Origin of the sequence: Pseudoxanthomonas koreensis (genome assembly GCF_041890415.1) — a bacterium.
Lineage (GTDB): Bacteria > Pseudomonadota > Gammaproteobacteria > Xanthomonadales > Xanthomonadaceae > Pseudoxanthomonas > Pseudoxanthomonas koreensis_A.
This window is the reverse complement of record NZ_CP169056.1, coordinates 1,281,525-1,299,345: the sequence shown is the minus strand read 5'-3', so window position 1 is coordinate 1,299,345 and position 17,821 is coordinate 1,281,525. Positions and strand designations below refer to the sequence as shown.

The following is a 17,821-nucleotide window of genomic DNA, read 5'->3' as shown; positions in this document are numbered from 1 at the left end:
GACACACATGAGCAGTCGCGTCGCACTCGTTACCGGCGGTACCGGCGGAATCGGCACCTCCATCTGCAAGCGCCTGGCGGACATGGGCCACCGCGTCGCGACCAACTACCGCAACGAGGAAAAGACCCTGGCCTGGCAGCGCAAGATGCAGGAGGCCGGCTACGACATCGCCATCGTCCCCGGCGACGTGGGCAGCCCCGAAGCGGCACAGGCACTGGTCCGCGGCGTGGAGGAGAAGCTGGGTCCGGTCGAGATCCTGGTCAACAACGCCGGCATCACCCGTGACACCACCTTCCACCGGATGACCCCCGAGCAGTGGCACGAGGTCATCAACACCAACCTCAACTCGGTGTTCAACGTCACCCGTCCGGTCATCGAGGGCATGCGCGAGCGCAAGTGGGGCCGGGTCATCCAGATCAGTTCGATCAACGGCCTCAAGGGCCAGTACGGCCAGGCCAACTACGCCGCGGCCAAGGCCGGCATGCATGGTTTCACCATCTCCCTGGCACGCGAGAACGCCAAGCTCGGGATCACGGTCAACACCGTCTCGCCCGGCTACGTGGCCACCGACATGGTGATGGCGGTGCCGGAGGAAGTGCGCGCCAAGATCGTGGCCGACATCCCCACCGGGCGCCTGGGCAAGCCGGAGGAGATCGCCTATGCAGTCGGCTTCCTGGTGGCCGACGAGGCCGCCTGGATCACCGGCTCCAACCTGGACATCAACGGCGGCCACCACATGGGCTGGTGACGGAAGTCAAGCGTACTGGCGGCAGTTGCATGCGCTGCTGCAGTGCGCCATGCTCGCTGGCACATGAAGCCACGTAGTGAGCGCTATAGATGGCCGCCTTACGCATCATCAAGAAATACCCGAACCGCCGGCTCTACGACACCGAGATTTCCAGCTACATCACCATCGAGGACGTGCGCCAGCTCATCCTCGATGGTGAGTCGTTCGAGGTGCGCGATGCCAAGAGCGGTGACGACCTGACCCGCTCGGTGCTGTTGCAGATCATCGCCGAGCAGGAGCAGGACGGAGAGCCGATGCTCTCCACCCAGCTGCTCAGCCAGATCATCCGTTTCTACGGCGACTCGCTGCAGGGCTTCATGGGCAATTACCTGGAGCGCAGCATGCAGCTGTTCATGGAGCAGCAGCAGGGTTTCCGCCAGCAGATGGGCAACCTGCTGGGGCAGACCCCATGGACGGCGATGAACCAGCTGACCGAGCGCAACATGGAAATCTGGCAGGAGTTCCAGCGCGGCCTGGGCACCGAAGCGGGCCGTCCCGCGGCCGCTCCCCGCGCGCCCGAGCGCGGCGCTGGCGGCAAGCCGCGGCGCTGAGGCCCGATCCAGCCGCACCCTACATGCGGCAGAACCTGTTGCGGTACTCCATCGCCTTGGGCATCAGCGCCTGCAGGTTCTGGATGCGGCTGCCCGGGTTGGGATGGGTGGAAGAAAACTCCGGCGGTGCCTGCCCGCCCGAGGACTGGCCCATGCGCTCCCACAGGCCGATCGCCTCGTTGGGGTCGTAGCAGGCCGCCGCGGCCAGCATCAGCCCGACCTCGTCGGCCTGGGTCTCGTGGCTGCGCGCATACGGCAGCAGGTAGCCGTACCCCATCGCCGCCATCACCATGTCCTGCTGCTGCGGGTCCAGCCCGCCGGCCGCGCCGGCCATCTGCCCGATCTGCGCCAGCTTCTGCTGGCTCATCCGCTGGGCGCCGTGGCGCAGCAGCGCGTGGGCGATCTCATGCCCCATCACCACCGCCATCGCATCGGGCGTCCGGGCCACCTGGACCAGCCCGCTGTAGACCGCCATCTTGCCGCCAGGCAGGCAGAAAGCGTTGGCCTGCCTGGAGGGGATCACGTTGACGTCCCACTCGAACTGGCGCCAATGATCCTGCGCCTGCATGCCGTGCTCGGCCGCCAGCGCCGCCGAGACCACGTCCACCTTGTCGATCAGGCGCTGGGCGATCTGGCGGATATCCCGGGCGACCGGCTCGGACGGATCCAGCGGCGGCTCCTGCGCCAGGATTTCACGGTAGGCCTGCAGGCCCAGCGCACGCTCCTGGTCCGGGCCGATGGCGCTGTCGATCAGCACCGTCTCGCCCGTGTACGGGTCCTCGGTGCGGTTGGACAGGTAGTAACAGCCGCCATAGACCAGGAACGCCAGCAGGACCAGCCAGCGCACATTGCCCAACCGCCCGCCACGGCGCGGTGCGGCGCCGGATCGACCCGATGACTGCCTGCGCATGAGTTCTTCCCCGCTCTCAGATGCCACGCACCAGGCGGAAGCCGATGCGGGCGCTAGTGATATCCGAATCCATGCGCGCACGCCATGCCGAGCGTGTCTGCGCCGGTGACCCGGCCCAGGAACCACCCCGGATCACCCGGGTGCGACACCCCGGGTTGAACCAGGCCACCCCATCGGCGGGCGCGCGCCGGTAACTGGCATGCCAGCAGTCGCCCACCCACTCGCTGACGTTGCCGGCAAGGTCGTGAAGGCCCCATGCATTGGCCTGAAAGCGGCCGACCGGGGCCGCGCCCCAGTAACCGTCGCCATACCCGACGAAGGCGTTGTTCCAGGTACGCCCGCTCGGCGAGACGTCATCGCCGCCGGTGAAGTTGCCACTGCCCGGTGGCGGGATGCCGGCATCCCCCCATGGGTAGCGCCCCGGGTTGCCTGCGCGCAGCGCGTACTCGAACTCGGATTCGCTGGGCAGGCGGTAGTAGCGGCCGGTCTGCTCCGACAGCCAGACCGCGTACGCCTCGGCGTCGCGCACGCTCACGTGCATCACCGGGTCGCCCGGCGCAGCCGGCTGGCCGTCGTAGCCCGAGCGCCAGTCCACGCCCGTGCGGCGCACGAAATTGCCGCTGCGCTCATCGTAGACGGTGGAGTTGCCACGCCGGGTCGCGCGCGGGCGCGCCGCAGCCTGCTCCACGAAACGACCGAACTCGGCCACCGTGACCTCGGTGAGCGACATCGCGAAGCCGCGGTCGAAGCGCACGTAATGGGCTGGCTGCTCGGCCTCGGAGGCCAGCGGATCGGTGGCTTCGGCGCCCATCCGGAACGCGCCATGCGGCACCACCACCATCTGCGGGCCGCGGCTGCCATCGGCCAGTGCGTCGGTGAACACCTGGCCGGGCCGGAACGCGCCGTAGTGGGTGAACAGGACGATGCGCTCGCGCAGTTGCACCGCCACCGGATCACCCGGCGGGGCGATGCGCAGCACCTCGGCCAGGCGCCCGCGCGCATCGCGCAACCCGTCCGGACGCAGCAGGTCGCGCAGTGCCGCATCGCGCAGCGCGGCAACGTGCTGGCTGCGGATCATGTCCACCCGCTGGCGCGCATCGGCCACCGCGCCCGCATCATCCTCGCGGGTCGCCTGGGCGTGGCCGAGCCAGCGTTCGGCCTCCTCGAAATCCAGCGCATCGGCGGCCAGCACCGCCCGGTCCAGCATTGCGCTCTCCACCGCGGCCACGCCCTGCAGCGCGCGTGGATCCCCGGGTATCACCGCCAGCGCATCGCGGAACTGCGCCAGCGCGCCACCGCCGGCCTCGCCCAGTTCGCCGGCCTGCAGCAGCCGCTCCCCCGCTTCGGCCAGTGCGGCCACCGCGCGCGCCTGGGCTGCCTGGCGCTGCAACTGCACTGCAGCCTCGTCGCCGGAGTCCAGCACCATCGCCACCGCCGCCAGTTGCGCTGCGCGCCGCAGCGCCCGGGTGTCCCCGCCTTCCCGTGCGGCGGACAGGGCCGCGCGCCCGGCTTCCAGCACCGCACGCCGCGCACGCTCCAGCCCGCGGGCGGCGGCGGTGTCATCCGGATCGGCGGCGAGCAGGGCCAGATAGATCGGCACGGCCGCTTCGGCATCCTCGTACAGGCGGCCTTCCTCCAGCGCCTGCGCTGCCTGCTGCCGCCACTGTGCGGAGTCGGCCTGCAGCGCAAGGTCCACCGGCGGCGCTACCCAGCGCGCAGGCGTGGGCAGGGCTGCCTCGATGCCGGCGGCAAGGTCCACCGCGGCCACCGAAGCAGGCAGTTGCTCGCGCGCGGGCGCGGGGCCGGCAGCCTGTTCGGCAGGCGGCGTGCGCCCGCAGGCACTGGCCAGCACCAGTACCAGCATCGCCCACACCACCCTCCGACCGCCTGCGCGCAAGATGCCTCCTCCTGTCCGGTTCGCATCCACCGGTTTGGACGTTAGGCTATCGCAGCCGGAAGCGGCAATCGCCCACCATCGGAACCCACGTGCCCGCACCCGCCTGGATCGACAACCCCGAATACCTGCTGCGGCGCCTGCCATCGGCCCCGCCCCGCATCGGCATTGATACCGAATTCATCCGCGAGCGCACCTACTGGCCACGGTTGGCGCTGGTACAGATGGCGCTGGAGGACGAGATCCTGCTGGTCGATCCGCTGGTGCCGGGCATGCCGCAGGCACTGGCGGCATGGCTGCAGGCGCCCGACGTGCTGAAGGTGATGCACAGCTCCAGCGAGGACCTGGTCGCCTTCAAGTGCACCTGCGACGCGCTGCCCACGCCGATGTATGACACCCAGACGGCCGCGGCCCTGGCCGGCCTGGGGGCCGGGATGGGCTACCAGAAGCTGGTCGAGCGCATTGCCGGGGTGACCCTGGCCAAGGGCGAGACGCGCTCGGACTGGCTGCGCCGCCCGCTCAGCCCCGCCCAGCTCGAATACGCCGCCGATGACGTGCGCCACCTCGGCGCCGTGCACGATGCCACCGTCGCCTTGCTGCGCGAGCAGGGCCGCGAGGACTGGCTGCGGGAAGACATGGAGCGCCTGCTGGCCGGGGCCGCACGCGACGAGGCCGAGCGCTGGCCGCAGCGCTCGCTGCGCGCTGCGCACTACCTCGATGTCGATGGCCAGCGGCGCCTGCTGCGGCTGTTGCGCTGGCGTGAGCGCCATGCTCGCGACCACGACCTGCCGCGCAGCTGGGTGCTGGACAACGAGCTGGCCGCGGCCCTGGCGCGCGACCCGCCCGGCGACGTGGCGGCCCTGCAGCAGCAACTGGAGGCCCAGCCACGTTCCCCGCGCAAGCTTTGCTCGGCGATCTGGCAGGCGTTGTCCACGCCGCTGGATGACGAAGCGGCCATGCCGGCACCCACACCCGAGCCGGACCGCAGCGCGGTGCGCCGCCTGCAGGATGCGGTGGCCCGGCGCAGCGCCGAACGCGGCCTGCCCGATGGCGTACTGGCCTCGCGCCGGCACCTGGAAGCGCTGCTCGAGGACGGCTCCTGGCCGGAGGCGCTGCAGGGTTGGCGCCGTCGCGAACTGGAACCGGTGCTCGCACCCCTGTTGGCAGCCACGCCCGCCTCAGGCTAGAATTTGCCCCTCGCGCGCGCGGCGTCCGGCTGCAAACCGGCGCAGCACAACAGATCCAGCGCCGGCCGCTGCGCGAGCATGCAACATCCGTGGGGCCATAGCTCAGCTGGGAGAGCGCGTCGTTCGCAATGACGAGGTCGGGAGTTCGATCCTCCCTGGCTCCACCACTACACCGAGATGAAAAAGCCGGCCTTGCGCCGGCTTTTTCATGGCTCATCTCCCAGGTTGGGGGACCGGATGCTGTACTGCTGTGCTTCGGCGCGTGGCCGGCGGCTGGAAGCCTCCTGCAGGAGCCAGCCTTGCCGGCCACCCCATCATGCCGGCAAGGCCGGCGTGCAACAGACCCCCATGGTCCACCCCCCTCCGCGGTCGCCGGCAAGACCGGCTCCTACATGTGGCGGCCGCAGGCCGCAGCCGGGGACATGAGCGGCAGCACACCACATGCCGAAGCGCCGCAGCACTGCGTCCGCATCCTCGCGTTCCCGGGAGATCAAACTGTTTTTCTCACGTGATCCGCGCCGGCGCGCGCGTGTGGACCAGCAGGTGCACGCACAGCACCCAGGCCACGCCCGCGGCCCAGCCGGCCAGCACGTCGCTGGGCCAGTGCACGCCCAGGTACAGCCGCGATACGCCCACGGCCGCCGCCGCCACGATGGCCGCCGTCAGCACCGCCCAGCGCCCACGCACGTGCCACGCAAGGATCACGCACACGCAGGCCAGGGTGGCCACCGCCATCGCATGCCCGCTGGGAAAGCTGTACGACGACTCCGGCGCGATCGACACCCACAGCGACGGCCGCTCGCGCTGGACCAGGTGCTTGATGGCCTGGTTGAGCAGCGCCGAGCCTGCAAACGACCCGAACGCGAACAGCGCCTGGCGCCGGCGCTTCCAGGCCAGCAGCCCCAGGGTCAGCAGCACCTGCGCCGGAATCACGCCGTGCCCGTAGCCGGCCCGGGTGATGGCCACGAACACGGCGTCCAGGGTGGCCCCTGCATGGCCGCGCAGCCACAGCAGCATCGCGTGGTCCTGCGGGATCGAAGCCGGCGCCAGCACGCAACCGGCCAGCACCAGGAACAACACGGTGGTGACGATCAATCCCGCGCTCACCAGCCGCCGCCGCGCACGCACGTGGCGGGCGGTACCCGGCCCTGGGTCAGGGCCGCCCGCGCGCATAGCGTTGCTCGACGTAGGCGTCGATCAGCGCCACGAACTCGCTGGCGATGTTCTCGCCCCGCAACGTGAGCTTCTTCTCGCCGTCCACGAACACCGGCGCCGCCGGTGCCTCGCCGGTGCCCGGCAACGAGATGCCGATGTCGGCGTGGCGCGACTCGCCTGGCCCGTTGACCACGCAGCCCATCACCGCAAGGGTGAGGTTCTCCGCGCCCGGATGGGAGATGCGCCACTCCGGCATCTTCGCGCGCACGTGCTCCTGGACGGTCTGGGCAAGTTCCTGGAAGAAGATGCTGGTGGTACGGCCGCAGCCCGGGCAGGCGGTGACCATCGGCGTGAAGGCGCGCTGGCCGGTGGTCTGCAGCAGTTCCTGCGCCACCACCACTTCCTGGGTGCGCGGCTGGCCGGGCTCGGGCGTAAGCGAGATGCGGATGGTGTCGCCGATGCCCTCCTGCAGCAGCACCGACAACGCCGCGGCCGATGCCACAATGCCCTTGCTGCCGATGCCGGCCTCGGTCAGGCCCAGGTGCAGGGCGTAGTCGCAGCGTGCCGACAGGTCGCGGTACACCGCGATCAATTCCTGCACGCCGCTGACCTTGCAGCTGAGCACGATGCGCTCGGCCGGCAGGCCCAGCTCAACCGCACGCGCCGCCGAGTCCAGGGCCGAGACGATCAGCGCTTCGCGCAGCACCCGCCCTGCATCCCAGGGTTCGGCGCGGGCGCTGTTCTCGTCCATCAGCCGGGCCGCCAGGGACTGGTCCAGCGAGCCCCAGTTGGCGCCGATGCGTACCGGCTTGCCGTACTCCAGCGCCTTGTCGATGATCGCGCCGAACTGGGTGTCCTTCTTCTTGCCGAAGCCCACGTTGCCGGGGTTGATCCGGTATTTGGCCAGCGCTTCGGCGCAGGCCGGCTCGCCAGCCAGCAACTGGTGGCCGTTGTAGTGGAAGTCGCCGATCAGGGGCACGTCCACGCCCATGCGCAGCAGCTTCTCGCGGATACGCGGGATCGCGGCGGCCGCTTCGGGGGTATTGACCGTCAGGCGTACCAGTTCCGAGCCGGCACGCCACAGCTCCGCCACCTGCTTCACCGAAGACGCCACGTCGGCGGTATCGGTATTGGTCATCGACTGCACCACTACCGGTGCACTGCCGCCGACAGCCACGCCGCCGATCAGGACCTGGCGGGTCGGCCGGCGCGGCCATGGCGCGGCCGAGGCAGGAGGCGTGGGGCGTGTGACGGCATCATGTTGCATCCGCGCATTCTAGACGCCCCGGGCCGAACGTTGCCCACGCCCCCTTCCACACGCCCGCGGCATACTCGCCACGCCGTCGCGTACAAGGACGCCCCCATGCTCGAGCCCAGCTATCCCCTCTACGTCGCCAACCTCGCGGCCAGCCCGAATGCCGACCTGGAGGTGCTGGACAAGTACTCCGGCCAGGTGGCCACCCGGGTGGCCATGGCCGACCCGGCCACGGTGGAGCGCGCCATCGCCGCCGCGGTGCGTGCGGCCCCAGCCATGGCCGCCCTGCCCCCCTACCGGCGCCAGGCCATCCTGGAGCACTGCGTGGCGCGGTTCGGCGAGCGCGCCGAGGAGCTGGCCCGCGCGCTGTGCATCGAAGCGGGCAAACCCATCAACGACGCGCGCGGCGAGGTCACCCGCCTGATCGACACCTTCCGCATCGCCGCCGAGGAGGCCGTGCGGATCGAAGGAGGCACCGTCGAGCTGGAGATCTCCGAGCGCGGCCGCGGCTATCGCGGCATCTGGAAGCGGGTGCCGGTGGGGCCATGCAGCTTCATCACCCCGTTCAACTTCCCGCTCAACCTGGTCGCGCACAAGGTCGCGCCGGCAATCGCGGCCGGCTGCCCGTTCGTGCTCAAGCCGGCCGCCAGGACCCCCGTGGGGGCATTGATCATCGCCGAGGTGCTGGCCGGCACCGACCTGCCCGAGGGTGCGTTCTCGGTGTTCGCCTGCGGCAACGAGCAGGCCGCGCCGTTGATCGAAGACCCGCGGATCCGCCTGCTGTCCTTCACCGGCGGCCCGATCGGGTGGGAGTTCAAGGCCCGCGCCGGGCGCAAGAAGGTCACCCTGGAACTGGGCGGCAATGCGGCGTGCATCGTCGATGCCGACCAGGGCGGCAAGCTCGACCAGGTGGTCGAGCGCCTGGCCTTTGGCGCCTACTACCAGTCCGGGCAGAGTTGCATCGGAGTGCAGCGCATCCTGGTCCACGCTGCGGTGTACGACGCGCTGCGCGAGAAGCTGGCAACGAAGGTGCGTGGCCTGGTATCCGGCGATCCCGGCGACGAGGCCACCTTCATCGGGCCGCTGATCGACGAGCAGTCGGCACGGCGGCTGGAGGACTGGATCGCGGCGGCGCGCGCGGCCGGGGCCACCCTGCTCGCCGGCGGGCAACGCCGCGGCAGCATGCTCGATGCCACCTTGCTGGAAAACGTGCCGCACCATTGCGAACTGCAGCGCCAGGAAGCCTTCGGCCCGGTCGCGCTGCTGGAGCGCTTCGAGGACTTCGAGGCCGCGCTGGCGGTGGTCAACGATTCGGAGTACGGGCTGCAGGCGGGGGTGTTCACCGACAGCCTTGCGCACGCAATGCGCGCCTGGGACCAGTTGGAAGTCGGTGGCGTGGTGGTCGGCGACGTGCCCAGCTTCCGCATGGACAACATGCCGTACGGCGGGGTGAAGGGCTCGGGCCTGGGCCGGGAAGGCGTGCGCTTCGCGATGGAGGACATGAGCGAGGTCAGGCTGCTGGTGCTGCGCCACTGACCGCAGCCCCATGCCGCACCGCGCACCGGATCAGTTCCGCGGGCGCGGCCGGGGCTTCGGGCGCCCGAGCAGGAATCCCTGCCCGTAGCGGCAGCCCAGCGCCTGCAGCAACTGGCGCTGGACCTCCAGTTCCACGCCCTCGCCCACCGTCTCGATGCCCAGGGTGCCGGCCAGGGCCAGGATCGCGCGCAGCAGCGCCAGGCTCTCCTGGCGCCCTTCTTCCTCGCTCAGCCCGGCCACGAAACTGCGGTCGATCTTGAGCCCTGAAATCGGGAAGCGGTGCAGGTACGACAGCGCCGAGAAGCCGGTGCCGAAGTCGTCCAGCTGCACCTGCACTCCGTCGCGACGCAGGGTGTCGAGGATGCGCTGGGTGCGCGGCGCATCGTCCATCAGCGCAACCTCGGTGATCTCCACCCGCAGCCGCCCGGGCTCGGCGCCGGCCGCGTCGATCAAGCCCAGCAGGCGCTCGGCGAAATCGGCCGAGCGGAAGTGCAGCGGCGAGACATTGACCGAGATGTAGCCGTCGTCATCCTGGGCCAGGTCGGTGATCGCCTGCTCGTACAACAGCCAGTCCACCTGCTCGATCAGGCCGGTCTCCTCACCCAGGCCGATGAACGAGGCCGGCGCCAGCACCCCGCGGCGCTCGTGGCGCCAGCGCAGCAGTGCCTCGTGGCCAACCACCGCGCCGTCATCCAGGCGCACGATGGGCTGGTAGTAGGGCAGGAATTCGCGGCGGTTGATCGCGCGGCGCAGGTCGGCCTCCAGGTCCAGGCTGCGCACCGCTTGCTCGCGCATGGCCTCGTCGAACATGGCGTAACGGCCGCGGCCCTGGCTCTTGGCCCGGTACATCGCCGCATCCGCATCGCGCAGCAGTTCCTCGCCGCCGCGATAGCGCGGGTGCCACAGCGCGATGCCCATGCTGGCCGAGGGAAACAGCTCACGCCCGGCCACCCACAGCGGGCTGCCCAGCGTGTGCAGCAGGCGGGTGGCCAGCTCGCGCACGCCGCCGCCGTCGGCTTCGCAACTGGCCAGGATGGCGAACTCGTCGCCCCCCAGGCGCGAGACCACGTCCTCGCCGCGCACCACCGAGACGATGCGCTTGCCGACCTCCACCAGCAGCTCGTCGCCGGCCGCATGGCCGATGCTGTCGTTGACCAGCTTGAACCGGTCCAGGTCCATGAACAGCACCGCGAACGAGCGGCCATCGCCATTGCCATTGCGCACGCGCTCGATGGCGGCGGCAAGGCAATCGAGCAGGTGGGCGCGGTTGGGCAGCCCGGTGAGCGCATCATGCAGCGCCTGGTAGGTGAGTTGCTGCTCGGCGCGCAGGCGCTCTCCCATCTGCGCGACCAGCTGGTTGTTGGCCTCCTCCAGTTCGGCGGTGCGTTCGGCCACCCGCCGCTCCAGCTCCGCATGCGCGCCCTTGAGCCGTTCCTGCGCCCGTTGCCGTGCCAGGCCATTGCCGATGTTGTGGGCCACGAACGCCAGCAGGCGCTGGTCGCCCGCACTGAAGCGGATCCCGGGGCTGTAACTCTGCGCCGTGATCACCCCGACCACCTCGCCATCGCGCTGCAGCGGCACCCCGAGCCAGCTCTGCGCCGGCTGTCCGAACTCGCGCACCTTGCCTTGCGCGATCAGCCGGTCGATGCCCTCGCGGTCCAGCAGCAGCGCCTCGCGGCTGCGGATCACGTACTCGGTCAAGCCATTGCTGAGTTGGCGGGTGGGCCGGTGGTCGCCGGTTTCGTCCACCGAGTAGACGAACTCGATCATCTCCTGCGCATCGTCCAGCAGCGCGATGTAGAAGTTGCGCGCGTAGATCAGGTCGTCCACCGCGGCGTGGACCTTGGCGTAGTACTGCTCCAGGCTGTCCGAGCTCATCGCCATCTCGGCAATGCGGAACAGCGCATGCTGCAGCTTCTCGGCGCGCTCGCGCTCGAATACCTCCTCCTGCAGCTCGCGGTTGGCGCGCTCCTGTTCCAGGGTGCGCTCGAGCACGCGCTGTTCCAGTTCCACCCGGGCCTGGCGCACATCCAGCGGCACCAGCACGTGGCGCATGGCGTGGTCCAGCAGTTCGGCATCCTCCTGGCCGTAGCAGTCGGCGCGGTCCGGGCTGCGCACGATGATCGCGCCGCAGATCCGGTCGCCGCAGCGCACCGGTACGCCCAGCCAGTCCAGGCCGGGGGCCGGGTCCGCATCCGGGGCCAGCCCGAGCACCTGGCGTACCTGCGCCGGCGGGCCGTACACCGCACGCCCGTGGCGCAGCAAGGCGTTGATCATCGCGTCGGCCGGTTCCCCGCGCCGCCATCCGCCGGTGGCCGCGTCCATGCCCGCCTGGTAGAGGACACGCAGCGCGCCGCGCGCGTCGTCGTACTGGACGATGGCGCACTGCGGCGCATACACCAGCGAACCGAGGAGCGCGTGGACGCGGCGCAGCACCGCCGGGTCATCGACATCGCCGGCCGCCAGGTCCGCGATCGCGTACACGGCCTGGCGCGAACGTTGCGCCGCTTCCAGCAGCGCGATGCGCGCCCGCAACCGCGCCGTGTGCAGGGCAGCGGCCAGTTGTTCGCGTGCCGCGCCAGCCCAGGCCGCGCCAGCCTCGATCGACGGCGTGGCCACCCGTACCAGCAGTGCCAGCCGCGCGCCGCTCTGGTCCTGCCAGGCCTGGGCCAGCGTGTCCGGCCCGTGCGCCGGCACCGGGCCGCCCTGCAGCATCGCCTGCAGCCGGGTCGCTGCGGCGTCTGCGTCACCCGGTTCGGTCCATGCCTGGATGCCTAGCGCGGGGTCGTCCCAGCCCACCGCCAGTACCGACGCCTCCACCTGGCCTGCGCGCAGTACCGCCGCCACGGCTGCCAGTGGTGAACCGCCTGGGCCCTCGATCCGGGTGCCGTCGTCGGTGTCGGGTGGGTTCATGACTCCTCGGGGATCATGGTCGCAGCGGCGCAACGCGCCTCCGCATAATGCTCTCCTACCGCATCCACGCGATGTCGTCGACCCCTTTTCCGGTTGTCGTGCGTTCCTCCACCATGGACCTCGCCCTTCCGCTGCCCGCCCGTGCCCGCTTTGCGCGGGCGCCGCATCCACGTAGTCTGGCCTCCATGGACCAGGCCGTGGCCGCCAGCGATGGAGATGAAGCCCTGATGCTGGCGTGGGTCGCGGGCGACACGTCCGCCTTCGAGGCACTGTACGCACGCCATCGCGATCGCCTGTTCCGCTTCCTCCTCGGCCATCTGCGCGACCGCGCCCTGGCCGAGGAGATGTTCCAGGATGTATGGCAGCGGGTGATCGCCGCCCGCGCCGGCTGGCGCCCGGACGCACCGTTCGGGACCTGGCTGTACCGGATTGCGCACAACCGCATGCACGACCACTGGCGCGCACTCAAGCACCGCCCGCCGGCGCCGGCCGACGCAGACCGCCGGACCGCCGAAGTGGCCGACCCGGACACGCCCGAGCGCCACGCCGCCGCCCATGAAGCCAGCACACGCCTGCACCAGGCCCTGGCCGAGTTGCCGCCCGAGCAGCGCGAGGTGGTGCTGCTGCGCCTGCAAGGCGAATTGAGCATGGAAGAGATCGGCGAGTTGACGGGGGTGAGCCGGGAAACGGTGAAATCGCGGCTGCGCTATGCCCTGGACAAGTTGCGCACGAGGCTGTCGCCATGAGCCGCCACGAGCCGCTGACCCCGGAAGAGCGCGAGCTGGCACAGCACCTGGCACACCCGGGGCACGCCGGCCCTTCGCCGGCCACCGACGCCCGCATCCTCGCCGCCGCCCGCCTGGCGGCTGCCTCCGATGCCGATGCCGATGCCGGTGCCGATGCCGGCCCCCGGGCGCCGGCCGCCACGCCGCCGCAGGCCGCGCTGTCGCCGGCTACGACGACCCGCCATCGACGCCGCCGCCACTGGCCGGCATCGCTGGGGCTGGCCGCCTCGGTGGCCCTGGCCGTCGGCGTGGCCTGGCAACTGCGCGAGCCGCCGCAGCCACTGGCAACCACCGACGCGGTGATGGCACCGTCGCCGGTGTTCGAGGCCGACCCGCCGGCAGCAGCAGCGGAACCGCAGCTGCGCAGCGAAGATGCCAGCCCGCAGGCCGGCCCCACCACGGCCACCCAGCCGGCTTCGGCAGCGATGCCGCCGGACATGGGCGCGCGCGCCGCGCGCCGTGTCGCAGCCGACGCGCGCGACGACCGTGCCGCCACCACCGGCACTGCGCTGCCTGCCCAGGCAACCAAGCCCCGGGCCACCACGCCTGCATCCGAATCCCGGATGGACCATTTCAAAGCACCCCCGCCGTTGCCGGCACTCCCGGCACTGGCGCCGCCACCGCCACCGCCGCCGCCTCCTGCACCTGCCGCCCCAATGGAACCCGCGGCCAGGGCAATGGCGCCGCCGTCCGCGGCCGCCGACCCACAGGTCCATGCCGACGCGCCCGGCGCGGCCGCGATGCCACCGCCGCCGCCCTCGGTGCAGGCCTCCGAAGCGGAGTGGGCCACTTCGCCCCCTGCACAGGTTGCCGACACCGACCAGGCAAGCCGCAGCCGCCTCCAAGACGCAGGCGCCCAGGCCCCTGCCGATCACGATGCCGAGCAGTGGCTGCAGCGCATCCGCCAACAGCGCGAGCGCGGCGACCTGGATGGTGCACGCGCCAGCCTCGCCCGTTTCGTGCGCAGCCATCCCGGATACCCGCTGCCGCAGGACCTGCGTGCGCTGCTGCCGGCACCGTCCGGCGAAGGTTCCTGAAGACGGCACCGGCCGATGCGAGCGGCGAGGTGACTGCGCCACATCGTGCCGGCCGCGGCATCCGCATCCGCATCCGGGCGCAGTCCCGGTCGGATGTAGAATCGCAACAATGACCGACACCCTCGCCGCCCCGGCCTCGCTGCAGACCGAGGTCCGGCACAGCCGCTTCCTGGCCCAGGCTGCGCCCGTGGATGCGCCGGCCACCGCGCTGTCCTTCGTCGCCCGCGCCAGTGACCCGGCTGCCACCCACAACTGCTGGGCCTGGCGCATCGGCCAGGACTACCGCTCCAGCGACGACGGCGAACCGGCCGGTACCGCCGGGCGCCCGATCCTTGCCGCCATCGATGCCCAGGGCTATGACCGGATCGCGGTGGTGGTGACCCGCTGGTTCGGCGGGATCAAGCTCGGTGCCGGCGGGCTGGCCCGCGCCTACGGCGGTGCGGCGGCCGAATGCCTGCGCCTGGCCAGCCGCCAGCCGCTGGTGGCCATGGTCGAGTTGTCATTGGACTGCGCGTTCGAGGACCTGGGCGCGGTGCATGCCGCGCTGCCGGCACACGCCGCCGAGAAGACTGCCGAGTCCTTCCATGCCGAAGGTGCGCGGCTGTCGCTGCGCCTGCCCGCCGCCGAGCTGCCGGCACTGCAGCTGCGGCTGCGCGATGGCACCCGCGATCGCGTGCGCTTTGGCGAAGCGGTTGCCGGAGGGCTGCATTGATGGCCGACGCGACCGCGCGCGATGGCCGCCTGCGCAAACTCGGCAGCCTGGGCACCCTGTGGCCGTTCGTGCGCCGCCATGGCGCGCTGTTCGGTGCATGGCTGGTGGCACTGGCTGCCTCCTCCAGTGCAACCCTGAGCCTGCCGGTGGCGGTACGCCACATGATCGACCGCGGCTTCGGCGGCGGCAGCCAGATCAACCAGGCATTTGCCTTGTTGTTCGTGGTGGCGGTGGTGCTGGCGTTCGCCACGGCGGCGCGCTTCTTCTTCGTGTCGCTGCTGGCCGAGAAGGTGGTCGCCGACCTGCGTGACCGGCTCTACGCGCACCTGCTGGCGCTGGACCCCGCGTTCCACGACCGCAGCCGCAGCGGCGAGCTGGTGTCGCGCCTGTCGGCCGATGGCGAGCTGCTGCGCGGCGTGATCGGCACCACCATGTCGGTCGCCCTGCGCAGCTCGGTCACCGTGGTCGGCAGCCTGGCGATGCTGTTCGTCACCAGTCCGCGCCTGGCTGCCTGGGCACTGCTGGGCATCCCGCTGTCGGTGCTGCCGATCGTGCTCGGGGCGCGGCGGCTGCAGAAGGCCTCGCGCGCCAGCCAAGACCGGGTCGCCGACGCCAATGCGCTGGCGGCCGAAACCCTCGGTGCGGTGCGTACCGTGCAGGCCTATGCCCGCGAGGCCTACGAGCGCAGCCGCTTCGGCGCCGCCCTCGCCGTGGCGGTGGCCACTGCGCGCCGCCGCATCGGCGCCCAGGCTGCAGTGACGGCGGCGGCCATCGTGCTGATCTTCGGCGCCATCGTGCTGGTGCTGTGGCTGGGCGCACACCAGGTGGTGGCCGGCACGATGAGTCCGGGCACGTTGGGCCAGTTCGTGCTCTACGCGCTGATCGGCGGCGGCTCGGTCGGCGCCCTGGCCGAGGTATGGAACGAACTGCAGCGCGCGGCCGGCGGGATGGGCCGGATTTCCGAGCTGCTGCAGGAGCGCCCGCGGGTGGCGGCACCGGCACAGCCTGCGCCGCTGCCGGTGCCCCTGCGTGGGGAGATCCGCTTCGAGCAGGTGGTGTTCCATTACGACGGGCGCCCGGACGCACCCGCGCTGGATGGGTTCGACCTGCATGTGCGGCCCGGCGAGACAGTGGCCCTGGTCGGGCCGTCCGGCGCGGGCAAGAGCACGGTGCTGTCGCTGTTGCTGCGCTTCCATGATCCGCAGGCCGGGACCGTGCGGATCGATGGACTGGACCTGCAACATGCCGACCCGCTGGCCCTGCGCGAGCGCCTGGCACTGGTCCCGCAGCAGCCGGTGCTGTTTGCCGCCAGCGCCATGGACAACATCCGCTACGGCCGCCTGGACGCCAGCGACGCGCAAGTGCATGCAGCCGCGCGCGCCGCCGAGGCCGACGGGTTCATCCGCGAATTGCCGGACGCCTATGCCAGCGAGCTGGGGGAGCGCGGGGCGCGCCTGTCCGGCGGCCAGCAGCAACGCGTGGCCATCGCCCGGGCACTGCTCAGGGACGCGCCGGTGCTGCTGCTGGACGAGGCCACCAGTGCGCTGGACGCGCAGAGCGAGCGCGCGGTGCAGCATGCGCTGGAAAACCTGATGCGCGGGCGCACCACGCTGGTGGTCGCCCACCGCCTGGCCACGATCCTCAAGGCCGACCGCATCGTGGTGATGGACCGCGGCCGGGTGGTGGCCGAGGGTACCCACGCGCAGTTGCTGGAACAGGACGGCCTGTACGCGGAACTGGCGCGGCTGCAGTTCCTGGACTGAGCCCCGTCAGGCGATGCGTTCGACGCCGCCCATGTATCCACGCAATACCTCGGGCACGCTGATCGCGCCGTCGGCCTGCTGGTAGTTCTCCATCACCGCGATCAGGGCGCGGCCAACCGCCACGCCCGAGCCGTTGAGCGTATGCACCAGCTCCGGCTTGCCGGTGTCGGGATTGCGCCAACGCGCCTGCATGCGCCGGGCCTGGAAATCACCGCAGGTCGAGCACGAGGAGATTTCGCGGTAGGTCTGCTGCGAGGGCAGCCACACTTCCAGATCGTAGGTGCGGCGGGCCGCGAAGCCCATGTCGCCAGTGCACAGCAGCACCTTGCGGTACGGCAGGCCCAGCTTTTCCAGCACGGTCTCGGCGGCGCGGGTCATGCGCGCATGCTCGGCATCGCTGTCTTCGGGCCGGACGATGGACACCAGCTCCACCTTCTCGAACTGGTGCTGGCGGATCATGCCGCGGGTATCACGGCCGCCGCTGCCGGCTTCGGAGCGGAAGCACAGCGAATGGGCGGCCATGCGCAGCGGCAGCCGCGCCGCCTCGATGATCTGCTCGCGCACGATGTTGGTCAGCGAGATCTCGGCGGTTGAAATCAGGTAGCGGCGATGCTCGCCCAGGCTGGTGACGAACATGTCCTCCTCGAACTTGGGCAACTGCCCGGTGCCCACCAGGCTCTCGGCGTTGACGATGACCGGGACGTTGGTTTCCTCGTAGCCGTGCTCGCCGGCATGCAGGTCCAGCATGAACTGGGCCAGCGCCCGGTGCAGCCGCGCCAGCTGGCCGCGCAGCACGGTGAAGCGCGCACCCGACAGGCGCGCGGCGGTATCGCCGTCCAGCCAGCCGTGGCGCGCGCCCAGCTCGACGTGGTCCCTGACCTCGAAATCGAACACGCGCGGCGTGCCCCAGCGGTGCTGCTCGACATTGCCGTGTTCGTCGGCACCGGCCGGCACGTCGTCGGCCGGCAGGTTGGGAATGCCCAGGGCAATGGCCTCGATGCGGCCGCGGATTTCCTCCAGGCGCACCTCGGAGGCCTTGAGCTCGTCACCGAAGCCGGCAACCTCGGCCTTGGCCTGTTCGGCCCTGGCCCGGTTGTGCTCGGCCTGATCGAGCTCCCCCGCCGCGGTCAGCCGCGCGATGCCACCCATCAGCACACCGATTTCCTTGCTGCGGGTGTTGCGCAGGTTCTGAAGCTCCTGGGTCCGCGCCTGGATCGCCTTGCGCTCGGACTCCAATGCCTCCACTGCAGCGACGTCGAGCACGTAGCCACGGGCGGCGAGGCGTTCGCCCAGGGCGGCGGTCTGGTTGCGGAGCAGTGCGGGATCAAGCATGGGA

The 17,821-nt window shown here is 70.9% G+C and carries 14 protein-coding genes and 1 tRNA gene; 9 read left to right on the top strand and 6 right to left on the bottom strand.

Going from position 1 to position 17,821, the window contains the following annotated elements:
- Nucleotides 1-7 precede the first annotated feature (7 nt).
- Both ACEJ41_RS05930 and phaR read left to right on the top strand, forming a co-directional pair.
- Nucleotides 8-748: a beta-ketoacyl-ACP reductase gene (locus ACEJ41_RS05930; RefSeq protein ID WP_374013859.1), complete on the top strand. Its 741-nt coding sequence runs from the start codon at nt 8-10 to the stop codon at nt 746-748.
- An 89-nt stretch (nt 749-837) separates the two neighbouring features.
- Nucleotides 838-1,338 (top strand): polyhydroxyalkanoate synthesis repressor PhaR, encoded by a 501-nt coding sequence (gene phaR, locus ACEJ41_RS05925; RefSeq protein WP_374013858.1) that lies wholly within the window; start codon nt 838-840, stop codon nt 1,336-1,338.
- Between the two features lie 19 nt (nt 1,339-1,357).
- On the opposite strand, the gene ACEJ41_RS05920 is transcribed toward phaR, so the two are convergent.
- Both ACEJ41_RS05920 and ACEJ41_RS05915 read right to left on the bottom strand, forming a co-directional pair.
- Nucleotides 1,358-2,248, bottom strand: coding sequence for a M48 family metallopeptidase (locus ACEJ41_RS05920; RefSeq protein ID WP_374013857.1), 891 nt, complete (start codon nt 2,246-2,248; stop codon nt 1,358-1,360).
- 16 nt (nt 2,249-2,264) lie between these two features.
- Entirely contained in the window at nt 2,265-4,112 is a 1,848-nt protein-coding gene (locus ACEJ41_RS05915) for an SUMF1/EgtB/PvdO family nonheme iron enzyme (protein ID WP_374014080.1), read from the bottom strand.
- Between the two features lie 122 nt (nt 4,113-4,234).
- Here ACEJ41_RS05915 and rnd point away from each other — a divergent pair, with 122 nt between their 5' ends.
- Nucleotides 4,235-5,329, top strand: coding sequence for a ribonuclease D (gene rnd / locus ACEJ41_RS05910; protein WP_374013856.1), 1,095 nt, complete (start codon nt 4,235-4,237; stop codon nt 5,327-5,329).
- 91 nt (nt 5,330-5,420) lie between these two features.
- A tRNA-Ala gene (locus ACEJ41_RS05905) sits at nt 5,421-5,496 on the top strand.
- Between the two features lie 337 nt (nt 5,497-5,833).
- On the opposite strand, the gene ACEJ41_RS05900 is transcribed toward ACEJ41_RS05905, so the two are convergent.
- Nucleotides 5,834-6,436, bottom strand: coding sequence for a phosphatase PAP2 family protein (locus ACEJ41_RS05900; protein WP_374013855.1), 603 nt, complete (start codon nt 6,434-6,436; stop codon nt 5,834-5,836).
- Nucleotides 6,437-6,482: 46 nt separating this feature from the next.
- Nucleotides 6,483-7,751: a flavodoxin-dependent (E)-4-hydroxy-3-methylbut-2-enyl-diphosphate synthase gene (ispG, locus tag ACEJ41_RS05895; protein ID WP_374013854.1), complete on the bottom strand. Its 1,269-nt coding sequence runs from the start codon at nt 7,749-7,751 to the stop codon at nt 6,483-6,485.
- Nucleotides 7,752-7,847: 96 nt separating this feature from the next.
- Here ispG and ACEJ41_RS05890 point away from each other — a divergent pair, with 96 nt between their 5' ends.
- On the top strand, nt 7,848-9,275 hold the full coding sequence (locus ACEJ41_RS05890; protein ID WP_374013853.1) for an aldehyde dehydrogenase family protein: 1,428 nt from the start codon (nt 7,848-7,850) through the stop codon (nt 9,273-9,275).
- A gap of 30 nt (nt 9,276-9,305) precedes the next feature.
- On the opposite strand, the gene ACEJ41_RS05885 is transcribed toward ACEJ41_RS05890, so the two are convergent.
- A complete protein-coding gene (locus tag ACEJ41_RS05885; RefSeq protein ID WP_374013852.1) occupies nt 9,306-12,188 on the bottom strand; it encodes a putative bifunctional diguanylate cyclase/phosphodiesterase in 2,883 nt (960 codons plus the stop codon).
- Nucleotides 12,189-12,373: 185 nt separating this feature from the next.
- On the opposite strand from ACEJ41_RS05885, the gene ACEJ41_RS05880 reads away from it, so the two are divergent.
- From ACEJ41_RS05880 to ACEJ41_RS05865, 4 genes are all read left to right on the top strand, one after another.
- On the top strand, nt 12,374-12,934 hold the full coding sequence (locus ACEJ41_RS05880) for an RNA polymerase sigma factor (RefSeq protein WP_374013851.1): 561 nt from the start codon (nt 12,374-12,376) through the stop codon (nt 12,932-12,934).
- Entirely contained in the window at nt 12,931-14,010 is a 1,080-nt protein-coding gene (locus ACEJ41_RS05875; RefSeq protein ID WP_374013850.1) for a hypothetical protein, read from the top strand. The genes ACEJ41_RS05880 and ACEJ41_RS05875 overlap by 4 nt, the downstream gene beginning before the upstream one ends.
- A gap of 109 nt (nt 14,011-14,119) precedes the next feature.
- Nucleotides 14,120-14,722 (top strand): YigZ family protein, encoded by a 603-nt coding sequence (locus tag ACEJ41_RS05870; protein WP_374013849.1) that lies wholly within the window; start codon nt 14,120-14,122, stop codon nt 14,720-14,722.
- Nucleotides 14,722-16,485 (top strand): ABC transporter transmembrane domain-containing protein, encoded by a 1,764-nt coding sequence (locus tag ACEJ41_RS05865; protein WP_374013848.1) that lies wholly within the window; start codon nt 14,722-14,724, stop codon nt 16,483-16,485. The genes ACEJ41_RS05870 and ACEJ41_RS05865 overlap by 1 nt, the downstream gene beginning before the upstream one ends.
- A 6-nt stretch (nt 16,486-16,491) precedes the next feature.
- Here ACEJ41_RS05865 and serS read toward each other — a convergent pair whose 3' ends face one another.
- Nucleotides 16,492-17,817, bottom strand: a complete 1,326-nt coding sequence (gene serS, locus ACEJ41_RS05860) for a serine--tRNA ligase (protein WP_374013847.1) — start codon at nt 17,815-17,817, stop codon at nt 16,492-16,494.
- Between the last annotated feature and the right edge of the window lie 4 nt (nt 17,818-17,821).

What these genes read in the sequence shown, in the direction of transcription:
- ACEJ41_RS05930 (WP_374013859.1), top strand. Translation starts at nt 8, where the DNA reads ATGAGCAGTCGCGTCGCACTCGTTACCGGCGGTACCGGCGGAATCGGC.
- phaR (WP_374013858.1), top strand. Translation starts at nt 838, where the DNA reads ATGGCCGCCTTACGCATCATCAAGAAATACCCGAACCGCCGGCTCTAC.
- ACEJ41_RS05920 (WP_374013857.1), bottom strand. Translation starts at nt 2,248, where the DNA reads ATGCGCAGGCAGTCATCGGGTCGATCCGGCGCCGCACCGCGCCGTGGC.
- ACEJ41_RS05915 (WP_374014080.1), bottom strand. Translation starts at nt 4,112, where the DNA reads ATGCTGGTACTGGTGCTGGCCAGTGCCTGCGGGCGCACGCCGCCTGCC.
- ispG (WP_374013854.1), bottom strand. Translation starts at nt 7,751, where the DNA reads ATGCAACATGATGCCGTCACACGCCCCACGCCTCCTGCCTCGGCCGCG.
- ACEJ41_RS05890 (WP_374013853.1), top strand. Translation starts at nt 7,848, where the DNA reads ATGCTCGAGCCCAGCTATCCCCTCTACGTCGCCAACCTCGCGGCCAGC.
- ACEJ41_RS05885 (WP_374013852.1), bottom strand. Translation starts at nt 12,188, where the DNA reads ATGAACCCACCCGACACCGACGACGGCACCCGGATCGAGGGCCCAGGC.
- ACEJ41_RS05880 (WP_374013851.1), top strand. Translation starts at nt 12,374, where the DNA reads ATGGACCAGGCCGTGGCCGCCAGCGATGGAGATGAAGCCCTGATGCTG.
- ACEJ41_RS05875 (WP_374013850.1), top strand. Translation starts at nt 12,931, where the DNA reads ATGAGCCGCCACGAGCCGCTGACCCCGGAAGAGCGCGAGCTGGCACAG.
- ACEJ41_RS05870 (WP_374013849.1), top strand. Translation starts at nt 14,120, where the DNA reads ATGACCGACACCCTCGCCGCCCCGGCCTCGCTGCAGACCGAGGTCCGG.
- ACEJ41_RS05865 (WP_374013848.1), top strand. Translation starts at nt 14,722, where the DNA reads ATGGCCGACGCGACCGCGCGCGATGGCCGCCTGCGCAAACTCGGCAGC.
- serS (WP_374013847.1), bottom strand. Translation starts at nt 17,817, where the DNA reads ATGCTTGATCCCGCACTGCTCCGCAACCAGACCGCCGCCCTGGGCGAA.